This is a genomic window from Pseudopedobacter sp. (assembly GCF_040392825.1).
Taxonomy (GTDB): domain Bacteria; phylum Bacteroidota; class Bacteroidia; order Sphingobacteriales; family Sphingobacteriaceae; genus Pseudopedobacter.
Genome location: NZ_JBEBVH010000054.1, coordinates 1 through 18,079 on the forward strand (window position 1 = coordinate 1; position 18,079 = coordinate 18,079).

Sequence of the window (18,079 nt, forward strand, 5' to 3'; positions counted from 1 at the left end):
TTTCTTCATGTTACAAATAAAAGCCGTTTTTCGTTAATAGTTATATGAAGTCAAAAATTAAAACAGCCGCTTGGTACATATAATAATTACTCCTCGGTCTTTGCAATTTCAGGTACTTCGAAAGTTTGGTTAACCTCTTCTATGAACATGAGTACCTGATCTTTTCCAAATTTTGTTTCGGCAGAAGTTAATAGCATCTGAGGTATTTCTTCAAAATACTTTAACAGCTCTTTTCTAAAAAGAGCCATATTTTTTTGAGCTTTGGTTACTCCGTTTTTGTCTGCCTTAGTAAAAATTAAAATGAAGGGAATTCCTCTTTCTCCCAGATAACAGCAAAATTCAATGTCTATTTTTTGCGGTTCCAATCTGCTGTCAACCAAAACAAAAACACATTGGAGGCTTTCTCTTTTTTCTAAATAATTCTTTATGAATTTAGCCCATTCCAGTCTGTTAGATTTTGAGCTTCGGGCATAACCATAGCCAGGAAGATCAACCAGATACCAGTCTTTATTAATTAAAAAATGATTAATCAATTGGGTTTTTCCGGGTTTCTGAGAAGTTTTGGCTAATCCTTTTACACCTGTAAGCATATTTATTAAAGAAGATTTTCCTACGTTAGATCTTCCAATAAAAGCATATTCAGGCAAAACACAAGGCGGAAGTTTGCTAATCTTTGTGTTACTTACTGTAAATTCTGCCGATTTGATAATCATCCTGCAAAGATACAGTTAATTTACAGATGCTTTAAAAAGATTAAGGAACAAACCGACATTCTTTGTATAATTGCTGGAAATTAAAAATAATAAGCTATGAAGAAAACCATTTTTACAATTTTCTTAATTACCCTGGGTTTAGTGGGGATTGCCCAGGAAGGAGAGGTTAAAGAAGGCTGGACGAATAAAGGGAACGTTTCTTTCTTATTCAATCAATCTGCTTTTAGTAACTGGTTAGCCGGCGGTGAAAATAATATAGCCGGAACCTTAGGAGTAAATTATGATTTTAATTACAAGCGGGAAAACATAACCTGGGATAATAAAATTATAGGCTCTTACGGTTTGGTGAAAACTAAAAATGCTGAGTTTGCTAAGAAAACAGACGACAGGATAGAGCTTAACTCTCTTTACGGAAGAAAGGCTTCCGGAAACTGGTTCTATTCTGGTTTTGTGAATTTTAAGACTCAACTTACAGAAGGTTATGAATATGGTACAAATGCCAATGGTAAGGAGACAAGAACATCATACACTAATTTCTTTTCACCAGCATATTTAACATTTGGTCCGGGTATGTTATGGAAAAAAAGTGATAATTTGAAAGTTAATATAGCTCCTGCGACTTCCAAAATGGTTTTTGTAGAAAAAGACCGGACGTTGCCCGATGCTAAATATTTTGGGGTAGATGAAGGGAAAAACCTAAGATATGAATTGGGTTTCTATACATCTGGATATTATAAGTTTAATATTATGGAAAATGTTTCTGTAGAAAATATCCTGAATCTGTATGCTAACTATTTAGAAGATCCGCAAAATGTTGATTTAGATTACCAATTAAATGTGGTAATGAAAATCAATAAATATTTATCAACTAACGTAGCCTTCCAGACCATCTATGATGATAATGCCTACAAAGGTTTCCAGATTAGACAAGTGTTTGGCGTAGGGGTTAATTTTGGTTTTTAGTAATTAAAAAAAATGGCAAAACCCGCCAATACAACTGGCGGGCTTTTTTGTGTCTGAATATTTCGGACTATTCTCTATTTCAGAATATCGGTAGAGTGTGGTTGTAGATATTTATATATCTTCTCGTTTAAGATTTTCCAGACTCCTTCGGGCTTTCTTCGGGAAATACCCCCTGTTTCTCGAAGGAGTCCCGAAGAAGCCTCGAAGAAATGTTGGAGAATTAAGCAAAATACGGCAAAGTCTGGCAGATACTGGTAAAACACGGCAATTGGAGTGTAAACGCTTTAACAAATCCAATAATCGCTATATTTTTGAATCAGATTGAGAGAAAACCCAGCTTGCAACAAGAGCTAACTAATTTCTTTTATCTTTGCATCAACAATGGCACAAAATATTACTCCCTATAAAGATCAGCAGGTTGCAAAAAAAGAGCAGGTTGCAACCATGTTCAACAATATCTCTAAAACTTACGATTTTTTAAATCACTTTATGTCGTTGGGGATAGACATTATCTGGCGAAAAAAAGCAATTAAGGAACTTAAGTCTGTTCAGCCCAAGCTGATGTTGGATGTCGCAACAGGGACAGGAGATTTCGCTTTCGAAGCAATCGAAATTCTAAAACCAGAAAAAGTTATTGGAGTAGATATTTCGGAAGGAATGTTGGAAGTTGCCAGGCAGAAAATAGCCAAAAGAAATAAAGGTGATGTTTATGAAGTGAGACTTGGAGACTCGGAGAAACTGCTTTTTGAAGATGACACTTTTGATGCCATAACAGTTGCCTTTGGTGTAAGAAATTTCGAGTATTTAGAAAAGGGAATTGCAGACATGTACCGTGTGCTAAAACCTGGCGGTAAACTGGTGGTGCTGGAGTTTTCTAAACCTACAACGTTTCCTGTTAAACAAGCTTATAATTTTTATTTCCATTATATTCTGCCGCTTATAGGAAAGTTCTTTTCCAAAGATTCCAGTGCTTATACCTATTTGCCAGAATCTGTAAAAGCTTTTCCTGACGGAGAAAAGTTTACCAATCTGATGGATAAATTAGGGTTTCAACAAACTAAATTCCGTCCTTTAACGTTTGGTATCTGTTCTATATACACTGGAGTTAAATGATAAAAAAGCTTTCATTTGTCTTTTTGTCCCTTCTTTTTTCCATTGCAGCTTTTGCACAGGGGAATTGGGGTGGAGGAGTAGACGATGAAACTTTACACTTTGGATTTACTTTTCAGTATATCGGTTCGGAATATAAAATCCAGAAGGCAGTTAATTGGAAAGAGCCACTTTTCAATAGAGAAGATTTAGCCAATTTTCCGAATCCCCAAAATGTAGATACACTTGTAAGTATTAGTTCTGCATTAAATCCCGGGTTTGGTTTAGGATTTGTCAGCGATTTGTATCTTACTAAACATCTTAATTTACGCTTCACACCAACCTTAACCTTTACAGACAGGGTGGTAGATTATGGTTTTAAACATAGTAATGAAGACTACAAGCAGGATAAAGTTGAGGCACCTGATGGGAAAATAAGACGGTCCGTAAATGCAACAATGGTAGATTTTCCGTTGTCTCTGAAATTAAAATCGGACCGGAGAAATAATTTCAGAGCTTATCTTATAGGTGGATTAAAGTATGGAATAGACATCGCTTCAAAAAAGAAATTTGATGATGAAACCAAAGACTATTTTCAGAAATTTTTAAAAAATCAAAAAAAATTCATGTCTTATGAAATAGGAATAGGATTTGACTTATATTTTGAGTTTTTTAAATTGTCTCCGGAAATAAAACTTAGTAATTCCTTTAAAAGCGTACTTAAGAGAGATAATGAGCCTTATTCAGAATCAATTGACAAATTGTTTTTGAGAAACTTCGTTTTTAGCCTTTATTTCGAGTAGCTAAACAAATACTTATCTTGCTTGTTTTAGAAAAATATACACATATTTCGGGCATAATTTCCACATCAAAAAAATAATTTTTATATTTTCGTTCCAATGAGCAAATTAGTTTTAATAACCGGTGCAACTGCGGGCATTGGCGAAGCTTGCGCAGAAACCTTTGCTAAAAATCAATACAACCTTATTTTAACGGGACGTAGAGAAGAACGTCTGGTCGCTTTAAAACAAAGATTGGAGGATAATTTTGGAGTTCAGGTCAAAACACTGTGTTTTGATGTCCGTCATCAGGAAGATGTAATTAAAAATTTAGAAACATTAACTCTGGAATGGAAACAAGTTGATGTCTTGATTAACAATGCAGGTCTGAGTCAGGGATTGGACGATATACAGGACGGCTCGTTCAAAGATTGGGATATAATGATAGATACCAATATAAAAGGGCTTCTTTATGTCACTAAAATTGTTTCCAACTGGATGATTGAAAATAAAAGAGGACATATTGTTAACATGGGGTCTATTGCGGCAAAAGAGGTTTATGCAAAAGGAAATGTTTATTGTGCTACAAAACATGCGGTAGATGCTTTAAATAAGGCTATGAGAATAGATTTGTTACCGTATGGTATTAAGGTGACAGGCATACACCCGGGAGCTGTAGAAACAGAATTTTCTGTTGTACGATTCCATGGAGACGAAGAAAAAGCGGCAAAAGTCTATGAAGGATTTGAACCTCTGGTAGCTCAGGATATAGCCGAAACAATTTGGTTTGTAGTTACCCGACCTGCACACGTAAATATAAACGATTTGTTGATTATGCCCACAGCTCAGGCTTCAACCAGTCATCATTTGAAAATTTAATTAGTACATATTCATTAGTTGAAATAGTCGTAGGGAAGTTCATTAGTTAGCTTATATGGCTCCGCTCTTCTGTCTTCGAACTTTTAAAATAATAAAAACCGTAATAAAATGTCATTAGAAAACACGATTAATCAGGATATCAAGACAGCTATGCTGGCGAAAAAAGAAGCAGATTTGAGAGCTTTAAGAGCTGTAAAATCAGCGTTGTTATTAGCTAAAACTGAAAAAGGAGCTTCTGAGAATATTACAGAGGAGGGCGAAATTAAAGTTTTACAGAAGTTGGTTAAACAGAGAAGAGAATCTGCAGAAATTTATAAAGGACAAAATAGAGAAGATCTTTATCAGATTGAAATGGAAGAGATCGAGGTTATCGAAAGGTATCTGCCTAAGCAGATGACTCCGACAGAACTCTCCGACTATTTGAAGAACTTAATGACCAAATTAAATGTCACCTCTATTAAGGAAATTGGAAAGGTAATGGGAATCGCTAATAAAGAGCTTGCAGGAAAAGCAGATGGAAGAGCGATTTCAGAGACTATCAAAAACTTATTGGGATAATATATAGTGCTTTAATTAAGCCCTTTACTCTACTCAACAGATTAATTTGAGATTTTTTAGTTTTAGAAAATGATTGTTTTGTACATTTATCAGAGCAATAAAAACTATTTTTACCTCATAAATAATTAGGTTTTTGTACTCAATTTAAAAAGAGACTAGTAATTTAGCAAAACAATATAGCAGGTTTATACAATTATATATGGAGTTTACAGTAAAAGATGAAAAAGGTTTCAAATATATAGAAGAAGGAGAAGGCGAAGTTCTGTTATTACTCCATGGGTTAATGGGAGCACTAAGTAATTGGGAAGAAGTTATAAAAGAATTCAGAAACAGGTATAAAGTAATTATTCCACTTTTACCTATTTATGATATGCCTCTTTTAAATACTGGTGTAAAAGGGCTTGCAAACTATGTACATAAGTTTATAAAGTTTAAAAAGTTAGATCAGGTAATTTTATTAGGAAATTCTTTAGGTGGACATGTAGCATTAGTTTACACAGTTCACCATCAGGAGAAAGTGAAAGCTTTATTACTAACAGGAAGTTCGGGTTTATACGAAAACTCGTTTGGAGGATCTTTTCCTAAGCGTGAAAGTTATGATTTCATTAAAGAAAAGGTAGAATTTACTTTTTACGACCCGGCGACCGCAACGAAGGAGTTGGTAGACGAAGTTTTTAAAATTGTTAATGATAGAAGCAAGGTCATAAAAATTTTAGCTATGGCAAAATCTGCGATCAGACATAATATGGCAAAGGATTTGATTAAGATTAAAGTGCCGGTTTTTCTGATTTGGGGAAAGAATGATAAAATTACGCCTCCAGAGGTTGCAGAAGAGTTTAATGAACTATTGCCAAATTCGGAACTTACCTGGATCGACCAATGCGGACATGCGCCGATGATGGAAAGGCCGCAAGAATTTAATATTTTGACAAACCAGTTTTTAGAAAAAATAAAGAATAAATGATTGCAGAAGAACTCATAGCTAATACGATTACACCGCTTAAAGTTTCTGATTCTATTCAGAAAGCAGAGCACCGTATGGCAGAGTTTCGTGTGCGACATTTACCTATTGTAAAAAAACATCAATTTCTGGGTTTGCTTTCCGAAGAAGATATTTCTCAGACAACAGATTTTAATGTAGCCGTAGGAACATTGAACCTTTCGCTTATTAATCCTTTTGTTTATGAAGATCAGCATATTTACGAAGTAGTAAGAACTTTTTTTGAACAGAAGTTAAGTGTGCTGCCCGTATTGAACTATGATATGGATTATCTTGGATTGATCTCTCAACAGGCCCTCACAGAAAGTTTTGCTAAAATAGTTTCTGTTTCCGAAATGGGAGCAATTATTGTTTTAGAAGTAGGGAACAGAGACAACTCAATGTCTCATATAGCACAAATAGTAGAATCTAATAATACTCAAATTTTAAGCTCTTTTGTAGAATCAGTTCCAGAGTCAACCAAGTTAGAAGTTACTTTGAAATTGAATAAGATAGAAATAAGCAATATTATTGCCTCGTTTTTGAGATATGATTACGTGGTAAAAGCAACATATAACTTTTTAGATCGGGATAATGGTGCGAGGGACAGATATGATTCTTTAATGAATTATTTAAGTTTCGACTAATCAGTAACCCGGTTTTGCCTTTAAAACTTACCATAAAAATGACAATCGGTATTTACGGAAGACAGTTTAATAACTCAGTTATACCTTATGTACAGCAAGTTTTTGACTGCCTTGTAGAATATAATATAGAAGTATTAGTATATAAAAACTTCTTCGATTTTATAAAAGATAAGCTTTTCTTTCCTAAAAGCTTCGGGACATTCGAAAGCCATCGTGATGTGAAATCTGGTATTGATTTAATGATAAGTCTGGGAGGCGACGGAACCATGCTGGATACTGTAACTTTGGTGAGAGATTCCAAAGTTCCGATGGTAGGAATAAACTTTGGGCGTTTAGGATTTTTAGCAAGTATCAATAAAGAAGATATCAAGACTGCTATCAAAGCTTTAGTAGAGAAGAGTTACAACATAGAAGTAAGACGATTACTTAAGCTCGAGTCCGAAACCAAATTATTTGGAGATATTAATTTCGCATTAAACGACTTTACAATTCATAAGCGAGATAACTCGGCCATGATGCTGACACATTGTTATATAGATGGTGAGTTTTTAAACTCTTATTGGGCCGATGGATTAATTGTAGCAACACCCACAGGATCAACAGCTTATTCATTAAGTTGTGGCGGGCCTATTATGCTGCCGAGATCTGGTAATCTGGTAATCACACCCATCTCTCCTCATAATCTAACCGTAAGACCTGTTATTTTACCTGATGCGCATGAACTCACTTTCGAGATCGAGGGGAGAAGCTCTAAATATTTAGCAACATTGGATTCCAGAACAGAAGTAATAGATTCCAGCATAAGATTAAAAGTGAAAAGAGCAGATTTTGACGTAAATCTTGTACGTTTAAACAATGAATCGTATTTATCTACGTTAAGAAACAAATTGCTATGGGGTATTGATACCCGTAATTACTAAAAAAACAAAAATGTCTGCAATGAGTTAATTGCTTCTTTAATGAAAATATGAATTATTCGTATGTGGCAGTTTTTCTTTCATTGATCCTTTTAGGAACGCAGACTTCTTTCTCCCAGAATTGGGAAGCCGGTATCTCCGTTGGGGGAAGTGGTTATACCGGAGATTTAAACCAAAGAGGTTATTTAAAGGTAACGGATCCGGCTTTTGGTATAGCTGTAAAGAAAAACTTTGACGGCTATTGGGCTCTGAAATTTTCGTTGTTAAAAGGAAAAATACAGGCAAACGATTTAGATTCAAAAAGCGAGGATCAACGGAACCGGGGTCTTAATTTCTTTTCGCCAATAACCGAAGGCAGTTTACAGCTGGAATTCAATTTTTTTGATTTTGGAATTGACTGGGGACAAAAAAGAGTTACGCCCTACATTTATTCTGGTATTTCTTACTTTGGATTTAATCCACAAGCAATTTATAATGGAGAAGAATACGAATTGAAAAGATACGGAACCGAATTGAATGACGACGAGTTTAAAGCGGACGAAGATGCCTATAAAACAACTGCCTTTGCTTTACCAATTGGTGCCGGGATAAAATTTAGGCTGAGTAACTATTGGAATATTTCCACAGAATTTGGTTTTAGAACAGCGTATACCGATTATTTGGATGATGTAAGCAAAGACTACGTAGTTATAGATCCAAATGAAAATGATTTAAATAAACTGAGGCTACAATTGTCTGATCCAACAGGTTACGGACAAGATACCAATACCAATTTTAAAATTCAACGAGGAGATTATAGAAAACAGGATACTTACTTTTTTGCATTAATTACTTTGTCATATGTGTTTAGGGGTAAGAATTGTCCTTTTTAGATTAATTTAATTGGTTTTTCGAAGATACTTCTTCGGCGAATTGGTTATTGAACGTTGTTATCTATTTGTAATACAGTGTTTTATTTTTCAGTCTTATTATGTTTAGCTTTTAGCCTTTCTATATCTGATTTAGCAATTAAGCAACGCATTTGTAGATGAATAAAAAGGATTTGAATTTTTGATTTTTAAATTTTGACTTTGAATAGGGTAGAATTTTGCTTTTGTTAAAGAAAAAAAACAAAGTAATTTCTACCTTCGCAGTTAAAATAATTCTGGCATACTGATTTATAGGGCTTGAACGTTAATTTAAGGAAAATATAGCAAGGAGAAATCCTAATAAATATCCATCAATTGAAAATGAGTTTTAAGGATAGAATAGACACTTCCAGATTACCAAAGCATATTGCTGTTATTATGGATGGCAATGGACGGTGGGCAAAAGAGCAGGGTAAACTGAGAGTGTTTGGTCATAAAAACGGAGTTATAGCAGTTAGAGATACAGTAGAAGGGGCAGCAGAGCTGGGGGTAGAGTATCTAACGCTTTATGCTTTCTCCACAGAAAATTGGAACAGACCTAAATTAGAGGTAGCTGCGCTTATGGAACTTTTGGTTTCTACCATAGCAAAAGAAACAGAAACATTAATGAAAAACAATGTTAGACTGAATGCGATTGGAGATCTGGAAGCGTTACCAAAAAGATGCCGTAAAGAATTACTGGAAGCTATAGATAAAACGTCTAAAAATACCAGATTAACGCTTACTCTTGCACTTTCATATAGTTCGAGATGGGAGATTGCCCAGGCAGCCAGGCAAATAGCCGCAGATGTAAAATCAGGTAAATTAGAATTAGATAATATTGACGAGCCGAAGTTTGCCAGTTATCTGTCAACACGGAATATACCAGATCCGGAATTAATGATAAGGACTAGTGGTGAAAGAAGAATAAGTAATTATCTTTTGTGGCAACTGGCTTATGCTGAGTTGTATTTTACACCTACACTATGGCCAGATTTCAGAAAAGAAAATTTGTTTGAAGCTATTGTCGATTTTCAGCAGAGAGAAAGAAGGTTTGGCCTTACCAGCGAGCAAATTAGGTAAAATTACTTTTAACAAAAATTAACAAAGAATAAAGCTAATTTAGCTGTTATTAACAAGATAAATGAAGAAATTACTTTTAGCGCTTTTATTAATCCAGATTAGTTTTAGTGGTTTTTCGCAATTGCGCAATTCAAGATCTTTCCAATCTACACAACCAGATAATGACCTGGACTATTTAAGTCCAAAGGAATATGTTATTGGCGGAATAAAAATGAATGGTTTAAAGCATTTGGACGAATCTATTCTTTTAACAATTTCTCGCCTTACAGTAGGAGACAGGATATTGGTTCCGGGAGACGCAACTTCTGCTGCAGTGAAAAATCTTTGGGATCAGCAGTTATTTGAAAATGTCGAGTTGGCTGTTTCCAAAATTGAAGGAGAGACGATCTATTTGGAATTTAATTTGGTTGAGATTCCCAGAGTTTCAAGAATTGAACTAAAAGGTTTGTCTAAAAGTGAAACAACAGATGTTAAAGAAAAGCTGGACAAGCAAAAAAGTAAGGTAGTAAACGAAAATCTGAATAAAACCATAACCGAAGTTGTTAAAAAGCATTTTTTTGATAAAGGTTATTTAAACACTGAAGTCCAGATTACATATCAGGCAGATTCTGCAGATGCGAACAGTAAGATTGTAAATGTAAAAGTAGATAAGAACAACAAAGTAAAAGTGCATTCTATAAAAATAGAAGGCAATAAAGAATTTACTACTGCGCGTTTAAAGAAGTTTATGAAGAAAACCAAAGAACAGGCATGGTATAAACTGTTTGGTTCTGGTAAATTTACGAACGAAAAGTATGAAGGGGATAAAGAGAAATTAGTCTCCAAAATGCGTGAAAAAGGTTATAGAGAGGCAGAAATAGTATTTGATACGATTAAAAGATACAGCGACAGGGCCATTGATATCGAGATGAAAATACACGAAGGTCCGAAGTATTATTTTGGTAATATCACTTTTGTGGGGAATGCAAAATATCCTACATCTGTTTTAAAACAGATTCTCAGAATAGAGAAAGGAGATGTTTTCAGTGAAGAAAAACTAGAGAAAACTTTGAGAAACAGTCCTTCAAGTGATGACGTTTCTTCACTTTATCTAAATGATGGCTATCTGACTTTTAACGTAGATCCTGTGCAAACAAAAATTTATCAGGATACGGTTGATCTGGAGATAAGAATTTTTGAAGGTCCGCAATATACCATCAACAAAATTATTTTAAAAGGTAACGAATTAACTAATGATCAGGTTGTTCTGAGAGAGTTAAGAACAAAGCCGGGACAGAAATTTTCTAAAGATGCATTAATTCGTTCCCAAAGACAGATCACTCAGTTAGGTAATTTCGATGAGCAGAAAGTAGGTATTACTCCACTTCCAAATCCCAATGATGGAACGGTAGATATCCAATACACGGTAGTTGAGAAGCCGTCAGATCAGATTGAACTTTCCGGAGGTTTTGGCGGGGGAAGAGTTATCGGTACACTGGGATTAACTTTCAATAACTTTTCTGCAAAAAATCTATTCAATCTAAAAGCATACAAACCGCTACCTAAAGGAGATGGACAGAAGCTGAGTATTAGAGGGCAGACTAATGGTAAATATTATCAATCTTATAGTTTTTCTTTTTCAGAGCCATGGCTGGGTGGTAAAAAGCCTATTTATTTTGGTATAAGCGCTTATACATCTTTACAAAGTAACGGTTTGGCAAACAGTAATATCAACCAGCAGAAAATCAGATTGAATGGTTTAACATTTAGTTTGGGTAAACAATTGAAGTGGCCTGATGATTATTTCAGAATAGATTATTCTGCAAACTTACAGCAATTTAAATTGAAAAACTATGTCGGATATTTGTTTGAAAATGGAGATTCTTATGATTTGAGCTTATCTCAGGTGTTTGCAAGAAATTCAGTAGATGCTCCAATATATCCAACTTCTGGTTCTCATTTAAGATTTACAGTACAGGCTACTTTACCATATTCTTCATTTAACGGTAAAAATTATAACAATCTGTCTACTTCAGATAAATATAAGTTTGCTGAATATCATAAGTGGAAATTCGACTCGCAGTTTTATCAAAAGGTATATGGTAAATTAATTCTGAAAGCCCAGGCACAGTTCGGTTTCATAGGCTATTATAATAAAGCTGTAGGCTTGGCACCATTTGGAAGGTTTAAAGTAGGAGGAGACGGAATGCAAGGTTTCGACTTTTTACAAGGTTCAGAAATTATTGGTTTAAGAGGTTACTCTAACAACTCTATTGTGCCGGAAGGAGCACCAACTACGGCAGGTAGTCCAATTTATAACAAATATGTTATGGAGCTAAGATATCCTATTACATTAAGCGAATCTGCTCAGGTATTTGGTTTAGTATTTGCTGAGGGAGGTAATACCTGGAATAAATTCTCGGAATTTAATCCTTTTAACGTAAAACGTTCTGTAGGTGTCGGAGCGAGGATTTTCTTGCCTATATTTGGATTGTTGGGTATAGACTATGGATATGGATTTGATGCAATCCCGGGAAACCCGGATGCAAATAAAGGACAATTCCACTTTAGTATTGCCCAGCAGATGGGAGGATTTTAATTTTCTGTTTATGAAAAAAAATATAATATTATTTGCATTAATCGTTATAGCTAATGTAGCTTTAGCACAGCGTTTGATTTATGTAGATTCCGAATATATACTGAAACATATTCCGGAGTACGCATCGGCTCAAAAGCAGTTAAACGAGCTCTCTGTACAGTGGCAAAAAGATATTGACCAGAAATTCAAAGATGTAGAAGCTATGCAGAAGGCGTATCAGGCAGACAAGGTACTTTTAACAGATTACATGCAGAAAAGGAGGGAAGCGGAGATAGGTAAAATAGAAGCAGAGGCAAACGAATTACAACAGAAAAGGTTTGGCTACGAAGGCGAACTTTTTAAAGAAAAGATAAGATTAATTAAACCCGTTCAGGAAAGAATAGCAAAAGCAATACAGGAATATGCAGCCAGAGAAAGCTTGGATATTGTGTTGGATAAAGTAAGTGTAACATTCTTGTTTGCCCGTCCGAATTATGACAGAAGCAACGATATTATTACAAGACTAGGATATAAGCCCGGAACATTTGCTAAATAGTAAAAATTATTTTAAACTCGTAAAAATAAAATTAGAACAAAACAATGAAAAAATTATTCAGAATTGCATTGGTAGCAGGATGTATGTTGTTTGTAGGGAATGTTGCAAGTGCACAACAGAAAATAGCTCATATTAACTCTGCGGAATTAATTAAAGCTATGCCCGAAGTTGCTAATGCAGATAAAAAATTGGAAGAATATAAAGGAACTTTAGATAATGATGGTAAAACCATGTATACAGAATATCAGAGCAAAGTACAGGATTACCAGTCTAAAGAAAAGACCTTAAGCGATGCAATGAAGGAAGTGAAAATTAAAGAAATCCAGGAACTAGAAAAAAGAATCCAGGAATTCCAACAAAAAGCAGCGGAAGATTTTGAAAGAAAAAGAGGTGAATTATATGATCCAATCTTGAAAAAAGCTGAAGATGCAGTTAAAGCAGTCGCAAAAGAGAAAGGTTATGCTTATGTATTGGATATTACACAACCAGGTGTAGTTTACTTCGACGGAGGCATAAACATCTTAACAGAAGTTAAAACAAAATTAGGCTTAAAATAGCCTGTTAAATTAATTTGTGAAAAAGCGGAACCTATTAAGTTCCGCTTTTTTTGTTTAATCTGATAGTGAGTCGCTTAGTTGTCTGGAAGATGCTTTTGTAGCAAGTCTTTCTGATAGGAAGCCCTTGATAATCTAAATAGATAAACGTTTTATAAAGAAGGACGGTCTACTTCTTTACTACTTTTTTTGTTAATAAGCCATCTTTACCACTAAAACGTAATAAGTAAGTCCCCGTAGGATATTTGCCCAAAGAAATAGTCAGCTCGCTCTCACCCGGTTTTATTTGCGTTTTCTGCAATACTTTTCCATTTAAATTTATTACGGTTAACAGATCGTATTTAATGTTGCCGAAAGAAATATTTACAACATCATCCGTAGGGTTCGGATAAAGCTGAAGGCCAAAAGTCGGAAGCTTAAAACTTACTGTCCTGATACCTAATTCTGTTTCTTTATTATCCAAATCTATTTGTACCAGTTTGTAATAATTGTTGCCGTTAAGCGGATTTTCATCATCGTAGTAATAGTCTTTTATTGAAGATGAATTTCCTGCTCCGGTTATTCTGGTAATCTCTGTGAACTGTTTGCTATCAGTGCTTCGGTAAATGATAAATTCTTTGTTATTGGTTTCCTGTGCGGTTTGCCATATTAATTTAGTTCTGTTTCCTTGTGCCTGAGCTGTAAAATTTATTAAAGATACAGGCAGAGGAGCTAAATCAAGCCAGCGTAAGGTAGGTTGTGAGACGCCCTGGTTTATAGTCCAGATATTAGAAAAATCCCAACCTGCAAAAGTAGCCTGTTGCTTCATTTGTGCATCTGTTTTTCCTACTGCTCCGGTTCCGTGACCTGTGCTTTGTCCGGAAGTGGTGGTATTCCAGTAAGAATCAGTAGTAGTGCTGGGATTGTAACCTACTAAGCCACCAACCCATTGATTACCGCTTACAGCACCTGATGAATAGCTTTTTGAAATGATATTGTTCCCAAAAGTCTGTCCAACTAGTCCCCCTACAGACTCATAGCCCGATACGTTGCCTGTTGCATAGCTGTTGGTTATTTTTCCATCGTTTTGACTTGAACCAATGAGGCCACCTAAGTAACTGCTTTGTTCTTCTGTTGTTTCTCCAGTTATTGGATCAGGAAATGGAAATGAATAAATGTAGCCATTACTTTGAACCATTATATTCGCATAGGATTCCGAAATTTCGGTAGAATATAACCATCCTACCAGACCACCAACGCTTGAATATCCTCGTAATTGACCATTTAGAACAGCTACGCGATGAATTTTTCCTTCACTTAAACCTGCCAATGCACCGATATTTTTTGACCATCCGTCTAAATTAATGTTTACATTTCGCATACGTAGGTTTCTTACTTCTCCTGTTTCGCTTATTTCACTAAAAAGGCCCTGATATGATTTGTCTGCATCTTGTATAGTCAAGTTATCAATATAGTGGTATTGTCCATCGTATGTTCCGGTAAAAGCGCCAATAGGAATCCAGTTAGCATAGCCAGAGAGGTTGATGTCTGCTGTTTGTACATAGTCTCCGTCAAGTGGGTAATTTGAGTCATTACCTATTTTAGCGAGGTCTGCAGCTGTTGCAATATTTATAGATTGTGCAAGAGCTTGATTGCATATCATGAATAATGCGCACAGGACAGTGATAAAGTAACGCGATAGTCGTAATTTTTTTTCTGGTCGAGATGTTTCCATAAATTAATGTTTAGTTATTTGTATGCTTTTATTTTTTCAATTGCGGCTGATAATTATAGCCTTGTGATTTTCCAAAATTAGAACTAGTACTTCTAATCCGGCCTATACTTTTAGTACAGTTTTGTTAGGAATTGGAGTTTTTTAGTTCACTAGTCATTTGTTAAATGGTTTATTAGCATTAGTTCACTGGTTCATTGGTGAGTTCCACTGGCTATTGGTTGAATTAGTTCACTAGTTATTAGACTTTTTACTTTTAACTTTTTACTTTTAACTTTTTACTTTATACCATGTTTTGTATTCGCTGGCTTATTTATCTTGTTTGTATTATTACGATAAGCGGAAAACTTTATGCACAGCCTATTGATGTTTCTTCTGTTCCTGATTTGAAATTCAGTACTATTTACGGTAAAGACGATTTATCAGCTGCCGAGGATAAGCTGGGCAACTCCTGGATAAAAGGGCTTATTCCGTCGTCTTTATTGCCGGGACCTGTGATATTTCAAATATCAAGTATGCAGGTAGCAGATTATGACATGTATTTACAGCAAGGCGATCAGCTTATACAGATGCAAAGAAATATAGATCTTAAAGGGCATTCAATTCAGACCCGTTATCCTGTATATTATTTTACAGCCAGAGACAGCGTATATTATCTTAACATAAAAAAACAGCCTGTTCAGCGTATAAAAATCACAGTAGATGAACCTGGGAGATTTGTAAAGCAGGCTAATATTAATTTTATGGTCAATAGTCTATACTATGGATTAGCTATTATGTCTATAATCTTTAATGTTGTGCTCTATCTAATTTTTAGGGATAAACGTTTCTGGCTTTATTCTTTGCTACAGCTGTCGTTATTTCTGATTTTTTTCTATCAGGATGGCATGTTTTATTTTTTTACGAAAGGCCACTGGGTCAATCCCCATTTTTTACTTTGGAATATTGCAATATGTGCTGTTATTTCTGGAATATTTGCTTACTATTTTCTTGATCTTAAAAATAAGGTACCTCGTTTTAAACAAATTGCCATACCCATTATCTGTGCTATTTTTTTCACAGTGTTAATATATACATGGACAGATATACAGCTATTTCGAACTCTGGCCAGTGTATTATTTTATCTGCTGCCCGCTATTTGTATTTACCACGGCATAAAGATGTTTAGAGACGATGTTTATGCGCGGTTTTTGATACTAAGTTTTGGCTTTATTGCTCTGGTGTCTGTTTTTTATACTTTAAACAATTATATCGATTCTCCTTTTTTGTCATTCTTCGGTATGGACATGATCCGCTTTGCAAGTACGCTTGAAATAATTAGTATCAGCTTTGCTATCATTTATAAGGTTAGGGCTCTGCAACATGAGAATGAAAGATATAGAGAGGAACTGAACAGATATCTTCGCGAGTTGGAAGAGCTTAAAGATGTTGGACATACCTTTCCAAAAAGTGGCATTCAAGAAAAAACAAATGGAAATGTAGAAATTATGCAGGAAATGAGGCTTTTGTATAATCTCACAGAAAGGGAAACAGAGGTGCTTATGTGTATTTTTAATAGACTAACCAATCAGGAAATTTCCGAAAAATTATTTATATCCTTAAGTACTACAAAGTATCATGTGAGTAATCTCTATTTAAAGTTGGATGTTAAAAATCGGAAAGAGATACAGCAGGTATTTTATAGCCAGGTTTAAAGTTAAAATGACAATTGACACCATAACCAAAAACAAACAAAACAAATTGCTATTTTCTGATAAAGAATTGAAAAATAAATAGGAATTTCGGCTAAAATTTAGTTTTATGACAGCAGAGCAGCCTATTGGCATCTTTGATTCGGGAATAGGAGGGTTAACTGTAGCTAATGCCATTAGAAAAGTACTACCTAATGAGAAAATAATCTACTTTGGAGATACGGGCCATATGCCTTATGGAGACAAATCTCCTGATGCTATAAGGTACTACAGTTTAAAAATAGGGAAGTTTCTGGAAGAAAAAGGCTGCAAAGTAATTGTAATAGCTTGCAATACCGCATCGTCTTTAGGTTATGAGGATTTAGTACAATTCATGGGAGATCGCATCCCGATTTTTAATGTTATAGACCCGGTAGTAAAGCATGTTGCGAATAAAGAACATTACCAAAGAGTTGGAGTAATAGGAACTAAAGCGACGATCAGTTCTGATGTTTATGCCAGAAAGATCAACGAATTAAATCCACAACTTAAGGTAAAATCGTTGGCCACACCATTGTTGGCGCCGATGATAGAAGAAGGATTTTATGAAAATAATATCAGTCATACTGTAATTGAATCCTATCTATCCTCTCCCAAACTCAAAAATATCGATGCACTGATATTGGCTTGTACACATTATCCATTAATTAAAAGAGAAATAGAAAGTTTTTTTGACAATCAGGTAGATATATTAAATACCGCTTCTATTGTAGCGGATGATGTTAAATTTCAATTAGAAAAGCTGCAATTGATTAATAATCAAGAGGTAGAATATAAAGATGAATTCTATGTTTCGTTTAAAACACCGTCTTTTGAATGCAGTACCAAAATATTTTTTGGAGATCAGATAGAATTAATTCAAAAAAACATTTGGGTTAAGTAGCTTATTTAGAATCAAAATAATTAAGTTTGCACAAAAGACTACTAATTTACTAGGAATTGAATTTTTACATCACATATATACTAGCAGCTGCAGCCACATTCGGGTTTATAGCAATCTTCGCACTATATGGAGGTGTATATGGTGAGCGTAAAATTTCTGCGTTTATTCATGATAGGTTAGGGCCTATGGAAACGGGTAAGTATGGGCTTTTACAAACTGTAGCTGATATTTTAAAATTAATTCAGAAAGAAGCTATTTATCCAACTGTAGTAGATAAAGTACTTTTTATTGCAGCCCCCATCATTATTTTTGTTGCCGTATTTTTAGGTTTTATAGCCATGCCCTGGGCACCTGATCTGGTTCCTATGGCAAGCAATATTGGTGTTTTTTATGTATTTGCCATAGTTTCTGTAGAAGCACTCGGGATTTTGATGGCAGGTTGGGGCTCTAATAATAAATACAGTCTTTTGGGAGCAGTGAGGTCGGTGGCACAGATTGTTTCTTATGAAATTCCTATTGGTTTCGCTATTATATCTGCTGTAATGATATCGCAAACTTTGGATTTGCAAATAATAGGAGCAAATCAGGGTATAT

18 protein-coding genes are annotated in these 18,079 nt (G+C 34.9%); 16 read left to right on the forward strand and 2 right to left on the reverse strand.

What is annotated here, in order from left to right; translation table 11 throughout:
* Window positions 1-86: 86 nt before the first annotated feature.
* Complete coding sequence (gene yihA / locus ABWO41_RS05720; RefSeq protein ID WP_353134799.1) at window positions 87-713, reverse strand: ribosome biogenesis GTP-binding protein YihA/YsxC; 627 nt, start codon at window positions 711-713, stop codon at window positions 87-89.
* A 96-nt stretch (window positions 714-809) separates the two neighbouring features.
* Between yihA and ABWO41_RS05725 the strand changes: the two genes are divergently transcribed.
* The 13 genes from ABWO41_RS05725 to ABWO41_RS05785 all read left to right on the forward strand — a co-directional run bounded on the left by ABWO41_RS05725 (window position 810) and on the right by ABWO41_RS05785 (window position 13,164).
* Complete coding sequence (locus tag ABWO41_RS05725; RefSeq protein WP_353134802.1) at window positions 810-1,676, forward strand: DUF3078 domain-containing protein; 867 nt, start codon at window positions 810-812, stop codon at window positions 1,674-1,676.
* A gap of 381 nt (window positions 1,677-2,057) precedes the next feature.
* Window positions 2,058-2,789 (forward strand): bifunctional demethylmenaquinone methyltransferase/2-methoxy-6-polyprenyl-1,4-benzoquinol methylase UbiE, encoded by a 732-nt coding sequence (gene ubiE, locus ABWO41_RS05730; protein ID WP_353134805.1) that lies wholly within the window; start codon window positions 2,058-2,060, stop codon window positions 2,787-2,789.
* Complete coding sequence (porT, locus tag ABWO41_RS05735; RefSeq protein WP_353134808.1) at window positions 2,786-3,568, forward strand: type IX secretion/gliding motility protein PorT/SprT; 783 nt, start codon at window positions 2,786-2,788, stop codon at window positions 3,566-3,568. Before ubiE ends, porT begins: the two co-directional genes overlap by 4 nt.
* 96 nt (window positions 3,569-3,664) lie before the next feature.
* A complete protein-coding gene (locus tag ABWO41_RS05740; protein WP_353134811.1) occupies window positions 3,665-4,423 on the forward strand; it encodes an SDR family NAD(P)-dependent oxidoreductase in 759 nt (252 codons plus the stop codon).
* 108 nt (window positions 4,424-4,531) lie between these two features.
* Window positions 4,532-4,981, forward strand: coding sequence for a GatB/YqeY domain-containing protein (locus ABWO41_RS05745; RefSeq protein ID WP_353134814.1), 450 nt, complete (start codon window positions 4,532-4,534; stop codon window positions 4,979-4,981).
* A 199-nt stretch (window positions 4,982-5,180) separates the two neighbouring features.
* Window positions 5,181-5,945 carry an alpha/beta fold hydrolase gene (locus ABWO41_RS05750; protein ID WP_353134817.1) on the forward strand — a complete coding sequence of 255 codons (765 nt, stop codon included), beginning with the start codon at window positions 5,181-5,183 and terminating at the stop codon, window positions 5,943-5,945.
* The gene (locus tag ABWO41_RS05755; RefSeq protein ID WP_353134820.1) at window positions 5,942-6,607 is read left to right on the forward strand and encodes a CBS domain-containing protein; all 666 of its coding nucleotides are present in this window, start codon (window positions 5,942-5,944) and stop codon (window positions 6,605-6,607) included. The genes ABWO41_RS05750 and ABWO41_RS05755 overlap by 4 nt, the downstream gene beginning before the upstream one ends.
* Before the next feature lie 38 nt (window positions 6,608-6,645).
* Window positions 6,646-7,527 (forward strand): NAD kinase, encoded by an 882-nt coding sequence (locus ABWO41_RS05760; protein WP_353134823.1) that lies wholly within the window; start codon window positions 6,646-6,648, stop codon window positions 7,525-7,527.
* 47 nt (window positions 7,528-7,574) lie between these two features.
* Window positions 7,575-8,396, forward strand: coding sequence for a type IX secretion system protein PorG (gene porG, locus ABWO41_RS05765; RefSeq protein ID WP_353134826.1), 822 nt, complete (start codon window positions 7,575-7,577; stop codon window positions 8,394-8,396).
* Window positions 8,397-8,753: 357 nt separating this feature from the next.
* Window positions 8,754-9,494 (forward strand): undecaprenyl pyrophosphate synthase, encoded by a 741-nt coding sequence (gene uppS, locus ABWO41_RS05770; RefSeq protein ID WP_353134829.1) that lies wholly within the window; start codon window positions 8,754-8,756, stop codon window positions 9,492-9,494.
* 61 nt (window positions 9,495-9,555) lie between these two features.
* Window positions 9,556-12,072, forward strand: a complete 2,517-nt coding sequence (bamA, locus tag ABWO41_RS05775; protein WP_353134832.1) for an outer membrane protein assembly factor BamA — start codon at window positions 9,556-9,558, stop codon at window positions 12,070-12,072.
* A 10-nt stretch (window positions 12,073-12,082) separates the two neighbouring features.
* Complete coding sequence (locus ABWO41_RS05780) at window positions 12,083-12,607, forward strand: OmpH/Skp family outer membrane protein (RefSeq protein WP_353134835.1); 525 nt, start codon at window positions 12,083-12,085, stop codon at window positions 12,605-12,607.
* Window positions 12,608-12,651: 44 nt separating this feature from the next.
* Window positions 12,652-13,164 carry an OmpH/Skp family outer membrane protein gene (locus ABWO41_RS05785; RefSeq protein WP_353134838.1) on the forward strand — a complete coding sequence of 171 codons (513 nt, stop codon included), beginning with the start codon at window positions 12,652-12,654 and terminating at the stop codon, window positions 13,162-13,164.
* Between the two features lie 166 nt (window positions 13,165-13,330).
* Here ABWO41_RS05785 and ABWO41_RS05790 read toward each other — a convergent pair whose 3' ends face one another.
* On the reverse strand, window positions 13,331-14,803 hold the full coding sequence (locus ABWO41_RS05790) for a T9SS type A sorting domain-containing protein (RefSeq protein WP_353134841.1): 1,473 nt from the start codon (window positions 14,801-14,803) through the stop codon (window positions 13,331-13,333).
* A gap of 359 nt (window positions 14,804-15,162) precedes the next feature.
* Here ABWO41_RS05790 and ABWO41_RS05795 point away from each other — a divergent pair, with 359 nt between their 5' ends.
* The 3 genes from ABWO41_RS05795 to ABWO41_RS05805 all read left to right on the forward strand — a co-directional run.
* Complete coding sequence (locus ABWO41_RS05795; protein WP_353134844.1) at window positions 15,163-16,566, forward strand: 7TM diverse intracellular signaling domain-containing protein; 1,404 nt, start codon at window positions 15,163-15,165, stop codon at window positions 16,564-16,566.
* A gap of 106 nt (window positions 16,567-16,672) precedes the next feature.
* Entirely contained in the window at window positions 16,673-17,485 is an 813-nt protein-coding gene (gene murI, locus ABWO41_RS05800; RefSeq protein ID WP_353134847.1) for a glutamate racemase, read from the forward strand.
* A gap of 56 nt (window positions 17,486-17,541) precedes the next feature.
* On the forward strand, window positions 17,542-18,079 hold a 538-nt coding region (locus ABWO41_RS05805), incomplete at its 3' end, for a complex I subunit 1/NuoH family protein (protein WP_353134850.1).